This is a genomic window from Aquiflexum gelatinilyticum (genome assembly GCF_024813435.1).
Taxonomy (GTDB): domain Bacteria; phylum Bacteroidota; class Bacteroidia; order Cytophagales; family Cyclobacteriaceae; genus Cognataquiflexum; species Cognataquiflexum gelatinilyticum.
On the sequence record NZ_JANAEZ010000002.1, the window covers coordinates 588,452 to 604,308 of the forward strand.

Here is a 15,857-nt window from a genome sequence, read left to right on the forward strand (position 1 = left end):
GGATTACCTGACTCCAGCCAATAAATACAGCACCGCCATCCTTATGGCGACTCCATTTTCTACCTGTTGTAAAATTATGGAATGCTCTCCATCAGCAACATCAGAATTCAATTCCACACCTCTGTTGATCGGACCTGGATGCATGATGACGATTTTTTTGCCAAGCCCGTCCAGCATTTTTTTATTGATGCCAAAATAAAGTGAATATTCCCGCAAAGATGGGAAGTATTTGATTTGCTGGCGTTCAAGCTGGATTCGGAGAACGTTGGCCACATCGCACCATTCCAATGCTTTTTGGACATCATATTCCACTTTTACCCCTAGGCTGTCTATGTGTTTTGGGAGCAAAGTGATCGGCCCGCAGACCATGACCTCGGCACCGAGTTTTTGCAGGCAGAAAATATTGGAAAGGGCTACCCTGGAGTGAAGGATGTCTCCAATGATGGCAACTTTTTTACCTGCTACATCCCCAAGTTTTTCCCTGATTGAAAAAGCATCCAAAAGTGCCTGTGTAGGATGCTCGTGGGTGCCATCTCCGGCATTGACCACATTGGCCTGGATGTTTTTGGAAAGAAAGTGTGGAGCACCGGGACTTGAATGTCTCATCACCACCATATCTACTTTCATGGAGAGTATGTTATTGACGGTATCGATGAGCGTCTCTCCTTTTTTGACTGAACTATTGGAAGAAGAAAAATTGATCACATCTGCTGAAAGCCTTTTTTCTGCCAATTCAAAGGATAATCTTGTGCGGGTAGAATTTTCAAAAAAAATATTGGCAATGGTGATGTCTCTCAGTGAGGGTACTTTTTTGATCGGTCTGTTGAGTACATCCTTGAAATTGTCCGCTGTCTCAAAAATTAGTTGGATATCATTTTCACTGATGTCTTTGATGCCTAATAAGTGTCTTGTGCTGAGTTGTGACATGTGTAGTTTATGCTTTTTCTGTTATCCAAATGGCATCTTTTTCAAATCCTTTTTCCACCCATTCCACCGAAACATATTGGCTTTCAAGGGTGTTGACTTTCACCCCGCAATAGTCAGGCATGATGGGATAATCTCGGGTATATTTGCGATCTATCAAGATCATCAGTTCCACTTTTTGTGGCCTGCCAAATGCAATCATGGCATCCAATGCAGCCCTGACGGAACGGCCCTTATAAAGAACATCATCGATCAGTACGACTTTCTTACCCTCGATCAGAAAATCTATTTTGGTTTCGTTGGCTTTCAATGGGAAATCCCTTCTTCTGAAATCATCCCTGTGGAAGGTCGCATCAAGATATCCGAAAGGAACTTTTACACCTGCGATTTCTTCCAATAACCTGACGATTTTATCCAAAACTATAGGGCCACGTGGCTGTAAGCCTAAAAGTACGGTATTTTCAAAAGTATCGTGGTTTTCAATCAACTGATGGCAGAACCGCTTGAGAATGATCGCGATTTGCTGTTGGTCCAGAACAAGTCTTTTTTGCATGGCTTTGCTTTGTGTGCAAATATAAAAAGTTTCAAGGTGTTTGGGTTGAAAAATTTGAAATTTGAAAATTAAGATTGTCAGTTACTTTACCTCTAGCAAAAAACAACATTTAGAGTTACGGTCATTCAGAACATAGCCAATAAAATGGTTCTTCACTCCAAGTTATATATGGTTTTAATCCAGATTGCAGGTATTCACATCGAGGGTTTTTGAATTTCTTAGCTTTAATACTTCTTACAGACCATTGCTGCCACCCGCTGTGAACTGGGACTGCTACCTGCCAACCATCGCTTTCAAATTTCAGTTTTTTCCCAAGTCTTCTTCATCTTCAGGCACATATTGGTCTCCATCTACTTTGATTTTGGTCAAGAAAAATACCTCTTTGGTTTCTTCTTTGTTTTCAGCATTTAGGTACCTGACTTTCTGTTTTCCTGTCAGCAAAAAGTAATTGCTATACCAATGGGTAAGTGAAAGACTCCCATCTTGGGTTTCTCTGATCCTTTCCTCTTCGTTGATCAATTCGATTTCAAAAGTTTTGTTTTGGAATATCACTTCTCCGTTTTTGATATAACTCATGTAGATTTGGATATCATCCAAGTAAAGGAAATGAAGTTTTTCTCCATCAAAACTTATCTCTCCATACTTTCCGGGATTGTTGGTGGTGTTCCCGGTGAGGTCAAGGGAATTGTCCCAAATTACTTCGCCTGACCTGTTTAAGAATAGAAAATACGAAGACACAAATTCGTATTCCCCCTCTTCCTGCCATACATAAGTACCTCCGTATCTTGAACCGGGAAAGCTGTTGCCATAGCGTCCCAATCCATAGCCAAGTTGGTCCATCATTAACCTATTGGCACTGTATCGATAGGCTTCGTTGGCATAGACACCATCCCGTTGCATATATCGGGGATTGGTGGCTAAAAAGTGATCGCTGTAGACCAGATAGCCTTGGTCAAGTGTAAGGACTTCCCTTGCCGAAAAAACAGGTTTGATGGAAGGTGTCTTTCCCTTGGCAAAAGATTTTTCTAGTTCCTGAAGTTTTTTTTCCTTTTGCTTTTCTTTCATATAATTAAAGAAATTGGGGAAATTCTCCAGGGTCAAGTATTTTATTTTGTACTCGCCAAATTCATTGATATCGCCAAGGTAGATTCCCTGATATGCCTCTCTTTTCCTGTTTCCAAAGGTGCCAATAATAGACTGTTGGTAGTTTTGAATGGGAGTCATAATACCTTCTACCAATTCCATGTCTTGGTCTTCAAGTTTTTCGATGACAACTTCCCTTATTTTGTTTCCATTATCATCAAAAGTCAGCAAGGAAATTTGTTTCATTTTATATTTATCCCGGCGGCTTACCAACAGATCGAGTACCCCCAGTTCACTCTCTTTTTTTAGTTGCAGGATTTTGGTGTCTTTGAAATATATCCCCTGTACAGTAATAACATTGTTTTCTTGGATATCAAAGATCTGCACGATGGGTCTCAAGTCAGCATTTCCCATAAAAATGGCACTTCTGTTGAGTACAAAAAACTCCTGAAGTTCCATGGAATATATGTTTTCAAGAAGGACTTCTTGGGCGACTTCACTCTTTAAGTCTATTTCAATCAGGTATCTTTCTGAGGTGGCCACGCTGCCTTTTTGCATCAGGATATAAAGGAATTCGCCTTCAAGGTCATAGCCTACCAAATCATAGCCATCCCTGACTTTGATTTCTTTAAAGTTGTCTGAATTCAAATTGAAGTCAGTCAAAAAATATTGAAGATTGGACTTAAAGTTCAATCCTTTTTCAGGCTGAACACGAAAAGCTACCAAACCACCCTGTTTGGCCACGACAATGAAATCTTTCTCTATAAAATTGCTCGGAATCTCAAAACGATCCACAAACATCACCTGTGAAAAAGCGGAAATCTCGAATAGAAGAGAAAAGAGCAATATAAAGACATGTTTTTTCATGAACCAAGTAGCAAAATATGGTCAAATTGGGATTTTTCTATTGGCATTGTTGACAACCTTGATTGCTTTAGCAACGGAAGGGAAGACAATTTTTCGTTGGATTTGATCTGCGCTAATGAAACGGGATTTTTCAGGTCTAGATGTGGTTTTAATTTTACCGCAACCCAACCTTTATCTTCGCCTTCTTCTAAGTCCGGAAATGCCTCTTTGGAAACTTTGGCTACCCCGATGATTTCTTTGTTTTTGCCGCTGTGGTAAAATAGAACCAAGTCACCTGCTTTCATTTCCTTCAGGTAATTTCGCGCTTGATAGTTGCGGATTCCATCCCAGACATCCTCTCCTTTGGTGACAAGGTCCTCCCATCCATATTTGCTTGGTTCTGATTTGACTAGCCAGTAATTCATAATTTGGAAAATTTTGATTGGCTTAAGTTAAGGCTTAAGATTTTATTTTGAAACAATAATTGATGACATTTGTCTATCTCAGGAACAAACATTTTCAAGATTTTGGACCAAAAAACAATCCTTCGCCTTCTCAAACGCAGCATCCAACTCATGGAACTGCATGATGAAAACTCCTTTAAAATCAGGAATTACCAATCCGCTCTGAATAACATAGACCGGAACGACATCTACATCGTCGATAAGTCAGTGGAACAGTTGCAGTCTGAGGCAGGTATGGGCAAAAGCATCGCCGAGTTTGTCTTTTCATTGTCTACCAGTGGAACACATCCTTATTTGGAAGAGCTTTTGGCAAAGACGCCAACAGGCATTTTGGAAATTTTGGAAATCAAGGGACTTGGTCCAAAAAAGGTAAAGGCGCTTTGGGAAGACCTGAACATTACTTCTACTCATGAGTTGCTCGAAGCCTGTCAATCCGGTCAGGTGGCAAAAGCCAAAGGATTTGGAGAAAAAACTCAGGAAAGCATATTGGCTTCACTTCAGTTTAGAGAAGCTAATCAAGGAAAATGGCTTTATGCAGATATTGAGGTATTCGTTGCAGAATTTATCAAGAATGTAAAAGGCCTAAAAGGAGTAAATGAAATCATTTCTGTTGGGGATTTTGGGAGGAAAATGGAAATCATTGAGACAGTAGAATTTCTAGTGTCGACCGAAAACCAAAGTGAAACCATATTAGAAATTTCCAGCTTGGAAAGTCTCGAAAAAGACCGCAAATCCTCCAGTCCATTTAAATGGAGGGGAAAGATGATCGAACCTGAAATCAATTTGCTCATCCATTTTACGAAACTTCCCCATTTTGTGGAAGAAAAAATAGTGAGGACAGCGACCAAAAACCACTTGCTTTATCCTGTGATTGGAGAGAAAACTTTGATAGAGGTGCTCAGGGAAAATTCTCCGCTTGCCTCGGAAAATGAACTTTTTGAAAAATCCGGATTGCCTTGGATTCCGGAAGAACTTCGTGAAGGATATATCGAATTTGACCTAGCCAAAGCCGGAAAAATCCCGCAACTTCTGGAAGAAAAAGACCTGAAAGGGATTTTGCACAATCACTCCACCTACAGTGATGGCAAGCATACTTTGAAGCAAATGGCTGAATATTGCAAGGAATTGGGCTATGAATATCTGGGAATCTCTGACCACAGCCGTACGGCCTTCTATGCGGGAGGTTTGGAAATCGAAAAAGTGCAGAAGCAACAGCAAGAGATCGATCAGTTGAACAAAGAATTGGCACCATTCAGGATTTTTAAAGGGATCGAAAGTGATATCCTGACAGATGGAAGTTTGGATTATCCCGAAGAAGTGTTGGCTAGCTTTGATTTTATCGTTTCTTCCATCCATTCCAATTTGGGAATGGACAGGAAAAAAGCCACAGCAAGATTGATCAATGCAATCATGAATCCATTTACGACCATATTGGGCCATCCCACCGGAAGGCTATTGTTGCGTAGAGAAGGCTATCCGATTGACCATAAAGCGGTCATTGATGCCTGCGCCATTCACAATGTGGTGATTGAAATCAATGCAAATCCCTGGCGCCTGGACTTGGACTGGAGATGGGTGAACTATGCCATGGACAAAGGCGTGAAGCTCTCCATCAATCCCGATGCCCACGAAATGGAAGGCTATGCAGATATGAAATTCGGTGTGATTGCGGGGAGAAAAGGAGGTTTAACAAAAGACATGACTTTAAATGCTATGTCAGCGGATGAAATCGGGAATTATTTTCAGGATAGAAAAAATAAAATCAAATAAAAGATAAGAAGGATGAAGTGGTTAGATAAGGATGAGAATCTGCTCCTGCAGCGTTCTTTTATTTTTGGAGTGGCAGGTATTGTGATTTGTTTGGTACCGCTTTTCAATGGGTACTTTCAGTTTTTGAACGCACCAATGGGACCGCTCAACGGTATAGGATTGTTGTTTCAATTTTTTGGGTTGAGTATAGCCATCATGGTTTTGAAGAAAAGAAAAATCTCCGAACAGGCCAAGGACAAAGCCAAAAAAATGATCTTGGTGTTGGGAGTAGCCTTGGTGTTCTTTTTTATGGTGATATAATAGTTTACAGTCCATAGTCGACAGACCGCGGCTGCTTCATTCATAATCAACACTAGACTAATTGAATTGAAAATTTGATAAATAGTATGTCACAAACACTGTAAATCAATGAAAACTTTGAATTTCCTATTTTTTTCAATGGCATTGATGATTCTGGGTTTTTCATGTAGCCCAAAAGAATTCTCTTGGCAACAAGGCGATATCCTGTTTCAAGACGGGGATTGTGGGGATTTCTGTGAAGCCATCCGAAAAGTAACTGAGGGCTATCAGGGCATTGAGTTTTCACACAATGGCTTGCTGATGCAGGAAAACGGGGAATGGTTTGTTCTTGAAGCGATCGGAAAAGGAGTAAGCAAAACGCCCTTACAGGAATTCCTCAACAGGCACCTCGATGAAAATGGAAAGCCAAAAGTGATGGTCGGAAGGCTTAAGGCTGAATACCAGCATTTGATTCCGGAAGCAATTTCAGAAGCTAAAAAGCACCTTGGCAAACCGTATGATTCGGCTTTTAATTTTGAAAATGAGGCGTACTACTGTTCTGAATTGATCCACTTTGCCTTCAAAGCAGCAAATGGAGGTTCGGATCTTTTCCACCCCAAACCCATGACCTACAAAGACCCTGATACAGGGGAATTGTTTCCGATTTGGGAAACCTATTTTCTGGAGTTAGGGATCCCAATTCCGGAAGGAAAACCTGGTTTGAATCCGGGCGGAATGTCCTTGGAACCTGTTTTGGAGATGATGGAAATTCAGGACAATTGAATTGAAATATTTACTCCCTCGCCATCTCCAGCGCCTTCGTTGTAGTATAATACTTCACAATCATATTTGGCACTTCCCAAGTCGGCATTTTTCCTGATTCATAATATTCTAAAAACTTCTCCGTGACCTGCCCAAAATGCGCTTCATGCCCGATATGGTAGCTCTCAGGAATGACAATCAGGTATTCTCCGTTTTTTTGTTTTTGAAGTCCAAGCCCGGGGTATTTGACTTGAAGGGTTGAGGCTATCGCATTTTCGAGTGCTTGGTCTTGCCCTTCCAAAAGTGCTACATACAAAGTCGGTTTGAAGTTTTCTTCTTTTCCCTGCCGGATAATGAGGTTTGCTTTGGTGCCGCGCATCATGCTGTAATGCGTATCTCCGGCACCTTCCGGCGCCTCAAAATTCCAGATGACGCTGACTTTGGCATGCTTTCCTTTCAGTGTGTAATTCATCTCTCCATTGCAAAAGACTTCAAGATTTCCATTTTTCAGGTTCTTTTGCAAAAATTCCGGAAACGCGGTTTTGCCGGTGACTTTGCTGAATTCATCCAAAGTCAGAGAATTGGGCCATCTCTTGGCATTCAGCATCTGAACATCTGTAGTATCCAAAATGACCTCAGGAAAAGCTTCCCATTGGATCAGATCCACCAAGTGTGTTGTCACATCGACAATCCCTTCCCCTTCTTTGGTCACATCAAAAAACCAATCGGGACGCACCAAAGGATTTCCGGAAACATACTTGAAAAAGTGGTGGACGCTTTCTTTGGTGATGGCAGGATTTCCCAAGCTACCGTTTTCCAATTCTCCAAAAACAGCTGGCAACATCGAAAGCTCGCGCTGAAGCTGAGAAGCGATCTCAAACCGCTCGGTCATGATGTCATACAGGAGGAGATTTTTTTCTGAAGATGCTTCAAATGCTCTAACCAATTTCTGAAAACCTTCCTGATTGATGACGAGAGGCTTGTCAGCATAGACATGGATTCCATTGGCTATGGCAGCGCTGATATAGTCGATTTTTTGGTCATTTTTTCCGGCGACTACCATCACGTTGCCCGGCTTTTTGGAAATCATTTTTGAAAAAAAGTCATCCCCTTTTTCCACTTCTATGTTCCATGCTGTCGGGGATTCCTCGCGAGAGTTGTATCCTGCGATCCTCTTGATATAGTCATCCAATTCTGCCCCTTCAGGCGCAAAAACATACACAGTCGAATCAACCTGAGGGTACATGGTCTTGTGGATGAGCCCTGCATGGAAATGCCCCGGGTCAAGACTCATGATCGTTACTTTGCCTTTATCCGGAAGTTCCATTTTTTCATTATTTGGAGCACTGCAGTATTGGAAGAAAATCAAAAAAACCAAGAATGGAATAGTTAGAAAACTCTTTTTCATCTGATTAGACTTTGATGTGATCTGTTCCATAAGGTGCACGCTGTGGCCTGCTTAAGTGGGAGTTTGCCTCCTCGTCATTAACAAAGCGTTCCGCTTTTGGATCCCATTCGAGTTTCCTTCCCACTTTCATGGCAACATGGCTGACTAGGCAAACAGAACAGGCACGGTGACCGATCTCGGCAGGGGAAAGTGGTTGTGCACCTGATTGGATGCAATCGAGCCAATTGCCGTGGTGTTCTTCGCTTTCGTATAAGTGTATTTCTCCCGCTCCGATTTCGGATTGAAGGATTTTTGGATCTGAAGCATCCAAAGCTTTGGCGTTGTTTCCTTGCGCGACAGGGTCACTTGCCGATGCGGTATAATTTCCTCTTGAAACCCAAATCCATCCCTCCGAACCCTCATATCGGATTCCGTTGGGATAGCCGCCGCTTGTGAGCATGGTGATTCCGTTGTCATATTCTGCTTTGACCATAAAGTCGCCGTGGACATTCCAAAGTCCCGAGCGAGGAAATTCTGCAACTGCTTCGATAAATCTCGGTCCTGTCAATTCAGTGTCCATCCCCCAAGCAGCGGAATCAAAGTGATGCTGTCCCCAACCTGTGATCATTCCTGCGCCGTAATTTTCAAGACGGAGCCATCCTGGACGGCTATAATCGTGCTGGGGGTGAACGCCGATTTCGGTGTAGGGTACTTCCGGCGTAGACCCAAGCCACATGTCAAAATTCAGGTTTGTCGGGACCGGCATTGCAGGAGCTTCAGGTCCTGATGGATCACCTGGCAAGCCTATCCTGACGGTGTGCAGCTTTCCTATCCTGCCGTTTCTGACCAATTCCGCAGCGCGCCTGAACTGAAAACTGGAACGTTGTTGGGTCCCGAGTTGCAGGATTACTTTGGTTTTATTGATGGTTTCTACAAGTTGCCGGCCTTCCTTGATGGTCAGAGAAGTCGGTTTTTGGAGGTAAATATGCTTACCCGACAAAGCTGCTTCCATGGCAGGCTGGGAATGCCAATGATCCGGAGTGCTGATGATGACAGCGTCAATGTCTTTGTTTTGGAGCATCTCATGGTAATCCGCATATTGCTTCACATCAAGATAAGAACTGCCCATTTTTTTGGTGTAATATTGCTCGATCAGTTCCTTTCCTTCACGCATCCGCTTGCTGTCTACATCCGAGACGGCTACGATCCTCGCCACATCATGTTGCCATGTTCCGGGCAGGTCATGTTCCCTTGCGATCCGCCCACAACCGATCTGTCCTATATTGATTTTGTTACTTGGGGCATTTTTTCCAAAAACCGAAGAGGGGACGATTGTAGGGAATCCGATAATTGCTGAAGCCATGGCGCTGTTTTTTATAAAGTTTCTTCTTTTCATGTGGAGGAGCTATGGTTAGGTTATGGTCATTTTTTTGCGAAAGATTTCCAATATTCGTCTGCTTCTGCAGCCGTCATATTTCCGTCAAAGACGACCATTCTGTAATGGAGCGTATATTTTTTGCCTGGAAGGATTTCCCATGATTCATGACGGATCGGACAAAATTCGATGAAGACATTTTCTTTTCCTTCATTGGAATCTTCCGGCCAAACCCTCATCGGTTCGGGGTGAGACTTGTTAGCAGGATGGCTTAGAAATAGGATACCGCTTTGGCCTGAAGGGGATGAACTTTCACCCTTTACGATCAGCCATTTGGCAAAAGTCCCGTCTGCCGTTTTTCTGTCATTTCCTTCGGAAGTCAAAATGGTACTGTTGGTGTGGTCCCACTTTTCCGTAGCACGAAAACCTATTCCGCCACCGTATCGATAAGCTTCCAACATGACACTTGACTTCAATGGTGTGGAGATCGTCGTGGAATAATCGACAAGATATCTTTCTCCTTCCTTGTTCCAAACCCGGATGGAAAGGTCTTCCTCGAGGGCCAATTGAGGGCCTTTTGGTGCCAATAGGTCCATGTGGTTTTGCCTGATTACCAATTCTGAATACTTGGAGTTTGTCTTTTGTGAAAGGATCCTGTCAAAATCCACCCTTCCTTTTCCATCTCCAAGATTCCAAAAATCCACTTCCCGGCCTTCTATGGTGGTTTTGGTCCAAGGTCCCCAAATGCCATAATGGTGGTAATGATCCGGCGGCTGTATTCTCGTAAGTACTTGACCAGAGGGCGAGGCAAGTGGATGGATAAATCCTGATTTGCCAAACTCAGGTTTTATACCTGCAGGAACAGCAGCCGTAGCAGTTTGATAAGTCAATAGGAGTTGGTAGGCTGCTTTAAAATCTATTCCGTTTGAAGTTTCTTCCATAGTTATCTTTTGGGAAAAAGCATTGCCGATAAAAATAAATGAAGCGAAGGTGATAAATAAAAGTCTTTTGAATATCATCGGTTTTTAGGTTATTGGGAAGTGTAATTTATTAAATTCCATAAAAAATTTAGCCACCGTTTATACGATTTCACCAATGAATAAAAAGATTGTATTAGCATTACTTCTTTTGCTTCAGGTTTCTTGGGCGCAGGGACAGGACCTTCCTGAAGTAAAACTAGACCAAACATGGAAGGAAAAGATTTATGGTCTTGCTCCTGAGAAAGCCACTTTTCCTGTTTCTGAGAAAAAGAAAATCCTTGTTTTTTCCCTTCATACAGGATATGAACATTGGGTGATTCCGCATACGGAGCAAATGATCAAGATAATTTCTGAAAAGAGTGGTGCTTTTGAGGTTACAGGAAGTAAGGATATCAGCATGTTTGAAGCAAAAAACCTAGCTAAATATGACGCCATCGTACTCAATAACACCTGCTCGAAAGGAGATCATCGCAACCTCTTTTGGGATAAACTCCGGGCTGATTCAGATGCTGATAGCGCTGTTTTGATGAAAAAAGCCCTTCAGATGGAAGAGAACCTGCTTCAATATGTAGAAAAAGGTGGAGGCCTGTTATTGGTTCATGGGGCGGTCACAACCCAAAACAATTCCCGCGCATTCAGCAAGTTGGTGGGAGCAAGTTTTGATTACCACCCGCCACAGCAAGCCATTCAGATTAGGTTAGCGGATCCAAAGCATCTTTTGGTGCAGGCATTTCCCGCCACAGGTTTCAACCATGTCGATGAACCTTATTTTTACAAAAATGCCTATGCAGATTTGGATTTTAAGCCTTTGCTGTACTTCAACAATGCAGAAATAGTAAAACAGAAAAACCCATTAACTGAAGGAAAAACTTACGTGGCTTGGATCCGGGCGCAGGGCAAAGGTAAAGTGATGTATTGCTCACCTTCCCACAATGCACAGAGTTTTGAAAATCCCGATTTGCTCAGGTTCTATTTGAACGGGCTGCAATATGTGGTCGGAGATGTGGAATGCGACGAGACGCCGGTAGGGAAGGGAAGCCTTTGAGGTTTTTCACTATTATATTACTTATTCAGACGTTGAAGATTTTCCTCTTGGGCTTTTCCCGGCTTCGGCCACCGTATGTAACATTACGTCAATTGTAGGAGTACGCGTCAAAAATAGGATTGTACAAAAAAAGCTTCCGTTCGGAAGCCTTTTACTGATGGGGTGTAATCGTCATCAAATAGGCTTGATTGCCTTTGGCTTGAAGAAGTTTTCGATGGATTTGGTAAAGCCACCGCAGCTTATAATCTCGCCTCTATCACACAAAGTAGTGGCAAAGACAGTTTCATCGTCAAGTTGTAAGACAGACGTGATATAACCATTTCCCATGCCATCATTCTCTAACTCGATTAGAGCGATCTTTTGGCTGTTCATTGTCACTCGGTAGATACGGTCGAGATGCCTTAAAATAATAACTCCATCGACACTGTAAATATCATCGGCCATTTGGGTTAACAAAAACTTGTCCAAAGTTGAAATTTCCACCGAACCATAGCTGCCGATCAGCTCGTTATTCTCTCCCGAAAGGTCGGATTTGTAAACTTCAAAATCGTTGCTGTCCAATGGACCTAATTGTGCAAATGTGATGATTTCATTGCCGACCTGTACCGACTTAGAAAATTTCTCAAAACGCAGTTCCAAGTTTCCTTCACTGTCGATGTCAAAGGTCTTGCCATCAATGGTGACCCGCGTAAAATCGGGAAAATTCTTCATGATGCGGATGGTGGCAATTCCAAGGAAATGCTCTTCTTTGATCAGTTTTTGTTCCAGAATCGTAACTTTCCCATCGTTGACCAATGTTTTGAGCAACAAGAAATCGGGGGTATTTTTCTGAATTCCATCCTTTGCTGACCGGTAAGGGACAAGAATATTCCCATTTGCATTGATACTGATTTGCTCACATAGGTAATAATGCAAAAAATGAAAACCAGTAAATTCAGGGTCAATTTCACGCATATTCAAGACCAAAGCGTCATCTTGGCGGGTACTTCCCGCAGGCAGGATCGAAACTTCGGCTGTATTGATTGCAACCATCAATTTATCTGACAGGGGTAGCCTATATGGAATCTCGCCTTGTATGAAAAGACTTAGATCATTGAAATCACTTGCCGAGCCTTGGGTTTTGGCATCGGCATAAACCCCAGACCTAGAGGAAGCAAAGAGTGCTCCATTGATCTCTTTGGCATGAGACAAGCCTTCTTTGAACGACCCAGCGATTTCCCATTTCTCAGAGACCTCGATCACAGGTTCTTCTTTTGGTTCACATGAGATAATACATACGGTGCAAATCGATAATAATAGGAAAAGGATGTTTTTCTGAAGCATGGTGAGAAAGTTATGTATGGGAAGACTGACCTAAAATGAATTTACATTTAAAGGTAAAAAAATAATTTTTGTTATTCTTAGTTAATAGTCGATAAATTCAGGTAAATATTTTCAATTCACGAATGACTATGAAAAAAAGCTTCTTGCCTTCTTGAATAGATTTTGAAATGAATTCCCGGTTACTGAATTCCGATGCTAACAGTGCTGTATTGATGAAAAAGGTACATGAGCCGGAAATGAAAAAAACCTTCGAGGTTTCAAAAAACCTCAAAGGTCTTGGAAAAGAATTAAGCCTTAAAAGGTAACTGATAGATCCTTTCTCCTGTCAGCTTGTACATCGCGTTGCACAAAGCCGGGATGTAAGGCGGTACCGGAGGTTCGCCGACACCGGTTGGTTTTTCCATACTCTCTATAATATGGATATGGATTTTCTTGGGCGATTGGGGCATCCTGATGATCTGATAGCCATCAAAGTTGTTTTGCTGTGGGATTCCATTTTCGAATGTGATGGCTGAAGTGGTCGCCAAACTTGTCGCAAACTGTGCCCCGCCTTCAAACTGTGAGCGGATTCTGTCTGTATTCACCCCTATACCACAATCCACCGCATAGAAGACTTCAGGGATGGAGATTTTGCCCGAATTGTCTTTTTCCACTACCACTATACAAGCAACATAGGTCAGGAAGCTCTTGTGCGCTGCAAAGCCAACCGCTTTTCCTTCAGCCAGCTTTTGGTCCCAATTGGCTTCTTTGGCCACCCTCTCAATTACTTTTTTCATCCTTCCTGTATTCCATGGAAAAGATTCGATTGGCTCGCCATAGTTTTCATATTTCCCTTCAGTTTCAGGTTTGAATTCGATATTGCGGTCCTCACCAAGCATCTGAAGGGCGTGCTTCACGGGATCTATACCTCGGGTTTCAGCGATTTCATCCATCATACATCCGATGGCAAAAGCGTGGTGGATATTGCTGACGGACCTTAACCAACCGATTCTGGTATGGGCAGTTGATTCGTGGGTCTCTATCCTGATATTGGGGACATCATATGGGAAATCCGTACAACCCAAACCCAATTCACCATCAGAGGGATGAAGTTCAGTTGTACTGCCTGTTGCTCCGATGGCGGGAAAAACAGTATGGTGGTTCCACCCGGTGAAGTTGCCGTTTTTATCCAGAGTTGCTTTGATCCTTTGGGCACTGTGTGAGTGGAAAAAGTCAAAATGGAGGTCGTCCTCCCTTGTCCACTGAACCTTGACAGGTGACTTGGCGGCCTTGGAAAGAATAGCTGCTTCCACCACAAAATCAGGCTTGGACTTTCTTCCAAATCCTCCTCCGAGCAAAGTGACATTCATCTTTACCTTATCCAGATCAAGTTCCAAAGCTGTTGCTACTGCCTGTCTTGCCCATTGTGGGTGTTGGGTCGGTGCCCAGATTTCACAAATGCCGTCTCCTTGATAATGGGCGATGGCAGCAGGTGGCTCAATGGTAGCATGTGCATAGAAAGGTGCCAAATAAGTTCTTTCCAAAACCTTTCCTGCAGCCCTTTGCGCTGTCGAAAAATTGCCTCTTTCCCTTCTGACTTTTCCATCCTGGGCAGTACTTTGAAGCATTTCTTCCAATTGTTTGGCAGAATTGTAAGTTTGGTTTGGTCCCAAGTCCCATTCTATTTCCAATGCCTCCCGACCTTTCATTGCGGCCCAGGTATTGTCGGCTATTATAGCAATACCCTCCAAGGCTTTGTCCAATCCCGGAGGAATTCCAGCACCATCTATCTTCACTACCCTATTTACTCCCGGCACTGCCAATGCTTTGGCATCATTGAAAGAAATGACTTTGGCGCCAATAACTGGACTTCTACGGATTACCGCCACCTGCATTCCAGGCAGATCTACATCGGCTCCAAAAACAGCCTTCCCGGTGGCAATGTCCCTTGCATCATAGATTGCAACATCTTTACCGATAAGTTTATAGCTTGAAAATTCCTTCAAAGTGATACTTGCCGGGTTCGGCAATGGCATTTCTTTAACCTCAGCTATCAAATCCCCAAAGTCGATTTTCTTTCCGGAGGAATGGATCACCTGCGAGTTTTCAGTATGACACTCCTCGGGATTTACTTCCCATTTTTTGGCTGCTGCAGCGATAAGCATGTGTCTTGCCGTTGCACCGGTTTTCCGCATGGGCTCATAAAACATCCTGACAGAAAAAGAGCCGTCGGTATTCTGGTTTCCATATTTCTCTTCATCGCCTTCTGCCTGCACAATTTTCACCTTGGACCAATCCGCTCCCAATTCGTCGGCCACAATTTGAGGCAAAGAAGTCCGGATTCCGGTCCCCATCTCAGAGCGGTGGGCGACAATGGTGACTTCATTGTCAGAAGTGATGCTGACAAATACATTAGGGGCAAAAGTGATGGTTTCACCTTTGGGTCCAGCGCATTGGAAATTGACCCCTAAAAGAAATCCTCCGGTAGCCAGGGAACTGAGTTTCAAGAAATCCCTGCGTGAAGGAACAAAGACTTCGCTTTTGTCTTCAGCTTTTTTGTTTTTTAAAAACGGGAAGTTCGGCATCATATATTTTGATGTTTTGGGTTCAGGATTAATGGGATTTTGATGCGGTAAGTATTGCTTCTTTGATACGGTTATAGGTACCGCAGCGACAGAGATTTCCGGCCATGGCTTCCTCGATTTCAGTTTCTGATGGGTTTGGGTTTTTCTTAAGTAAGGCGGCCGCATTCATGATCTGACCAGTTTGACAATAACCGCATTGGGGAACTACGTGCTCCACCCAAGCGTCCTGAAGAGGATGATGGCCTTCCTCATCCAATCCTTCAATGGTGGTGATTTTCTTGTTTCCAACAGTTGAAATTGGAGTACTGCAGGATCTGATGGCTTCATTGTCCAAATGAACCGTGCAGGCTCCGCAAAGTGCTTGGCCGCAACCGAATTTGGTCCCTTTCATCGAGAGCAAATCTCGTAAAACCCAAAGCAGTGGCATGTCTGGGTCGGCGGTTACTTCCTGCTTTTTGCCATTGACAGATATAGTGAATTTTTCCATAGTGGTTGGATTGGT

General features: G+C 43.0%; 14 protein-coding genes. 4 read left to right on the plus strand and 10 right to left on the minus strand.

Going from position 1 to position 15,857, the window contains the following annotated elements:
* Window positions 1–3 precede the first annotated feature (3 nt).
* The 4 genes from NK987_RS07135 to NK987_RS07150 form a co-directional block, all read right to left on the minus strand.
* The gene (locus NK987_RS07135; protein WP_259263271.1) at window positions 4–927 is read right to left on the minus strand and encodes an aspartate carbamoyltransferase catalytic subunit; all 924 of its coding nucleotides are present in this window, start codon (window positions 925–927) and stop codon (window positions 4–6) included.
* A gap of 7 nt (window positions 928–934) precedes the next feature.
* Window positions 935–1,477: a bifunctional pyr operon transcriptional regulator/uracil phosphoribosyltransferase PyrR gene (pyrR, locus tag NK987_RS07140; RefSeq protein ID WP_258424591.1), complete on the minus strand. Its 543-nt coding sequence runs from the start codon at window positions 1,475–1,477 to the stop codon at window positions 935–937.
* 300 nt (window positions 1,478–1,777) lie between these two features.
* Window positions 1,778–3,427 (minus strand): transcriptional regulator, encoded by a 1,650-nt coding sequence (locus NK987_RS07145; protein ID WP_259263272.1) that lies wholly within the window; start codon window positions 3,425–3,427, stop codon window positions 1,778–1,780.
* On the minus strand, window positions 3,424–3,831 hold the full coding sequence (locus NK987_RS07150; protein ID WP_259263273.1) for an EVE domain-containing protein: 408 nt from the start codon (window positions 3,829–3,831) through the stop codon (window positions 3,424–3,426). Before NK987_RS07150 ends, NK987_RS07145 begins: the two co-directional genes overlap by 4 nt.
* 102 nt (window positions 3,832–3,933) lie before the next feature.
* Between NK987_RS07150 and NK987_RS07155 the strand changes: the two genes are divergently transcribed.
* The 3 genes from NK987_RS07155 to NK987_RS07165 all read left to right on the plus strand — a co-directional run bounded on the left by NK987_RS07155 (window position 3,934) and on the right by NK987_RS07165 (window position 6,702).
* A complete protein-coding gene (locus NK987_RS07155) occupies window positions 3,934–5,640 on the plus strand; it encodes a helix-hairpin-helix domain-containing protein (RefSeq protein WP_338021196.1) in 1,707 nt (568 codons plus the stop codon).
* Window positions 5,641–5,652: 12 nt separating this feature from the next.
* A complete protein-coding gene (locus tag NK987_RS07160) occupies window positions 5,653–5,940 on the plus strand; it encodes a hypothetical protein (RefSeq protein ID WP_259263274.1) in 288 nt (95 codons plus the stop codon).
* 108 nt (window positions 5,941–6,048) lie between these two features.
* Window positions 6,049–6,702 (plus strand): YiiX/YebB-like N1pC/P60 family cysteine hydrolase, encoded by a 654-nt coding sequence (locus tag NK987_RS07165; RefSeq protein ID WP_259263275.1) that lies wholly within the window; start codon window positions 6,049–6,051, stop codon window positions 6,700–6,702.
* A gap of 10 nt (window positions 6,703–6,712) precedes the next feature.
* Here NK987_RS07165 and NK987_RS07170 read toward each other — a convergent pair whose 3' ends face one another.
* From NK987_RS07170 to NK987_RS07180, 3 genes are read right to left on the minus strand one after another with little or no spacing between them, the layout of a single operon-like run.
* The gene (locus tag NK987_RS07170) at window positions 6,713–8,089 is read right to left on the minus strand and encodes a putative oxidoreductase C-terminal domain-containing protein (RefSeq protein WP_259263276.1); all 1,377 of its coding nucleotides are present in this window, start codon (window positions 8,087–8,089) and stop codon (window positions 6,713–6,715) included.
* Between the two features lie 4 nt (window positions 8,090–8,093).
* Window positions 8,094–9,464, minus strand: a complete 1,371-nt coding sequence (locus NK987_RS07175) for a Gfo/Idh/MocA family protein (RefSeq protein WP_259263277.1) — start codon at window positions 9,462–9,464, stop codon at window positions 8,094–8,096.
* A gap of 26 nt (window positions 9,465–9,490) precedes the next feature.
* Entirely contained in the window at window positions 9,491–10,462 is a 972-nt protein-coding gene (locus NK987_RS07180) for a DUF6807 domain-containing protein (protein ID WP_259263278.1), read from the minus strand.
* Window positions 10,463–10,538: 76 nt separating this feature from the next.
* On the opposite strand from NK987_RS07180, the gene NK987_RS07185 reads away from it, so the two are divergent.
* Window positions 10,539–11,468 (plus strand): ThuA domain-containing protein, encoded by a 930-nt coding sequence (locus NK987_RS07185; protein ID WP_259263279.1) that lies wholly within the window; start codon window positions 10,539–10,541, stop codon window positions 11,466–11,468.
* Between the two features lie 174 nt (window positions 11,469–11,642).
* Here NK987_RS07185 and NK987_RS07190 read toward each other — a convergent pair whose 3' ends face one another.
* From NK987_RS07190 to NK987_RS07200, 3 genes are all read right to left on the minus strand, one after another.
* Window positions 11,643–12,791: a hypothetical protein gene (locus NK987_RS07190; RefSeq protein ID WP_259263280.1), complete on the minus strand. Its 1,149-nt coding sequence runs from the start codon at window positions 12,789–12,791 to the stop codon at window positions 11,643–11,645.
* A 287-nt stretch (window positions 12,792–13,078) separates the two neighbouring features.
* Window positions 13,079–15,358, minus strand: coding sequence for a xanthine dehydrogenase family protein molybdopterin-binding subunit (locus NK987_RS07195; protein ID WP_259263281.1), 2,280 nt, complete (start codon window positions 15,356–15,358; stop codon window positions 13,079–13,081).
* A gap of 25 nt (window positions 15,359–15,383) precedes the next feature.
* Entirely contained in the window at window positions 15,384–15,842 is a 459-nt protein-coding gene (locus NK987_RS07200; protein WP_259263282.1) for a (2Fe-2S)-binding protein, read from the minus strand.
* Window positions 15,843–15,857 lie beyond the last annotated feature (15 nt).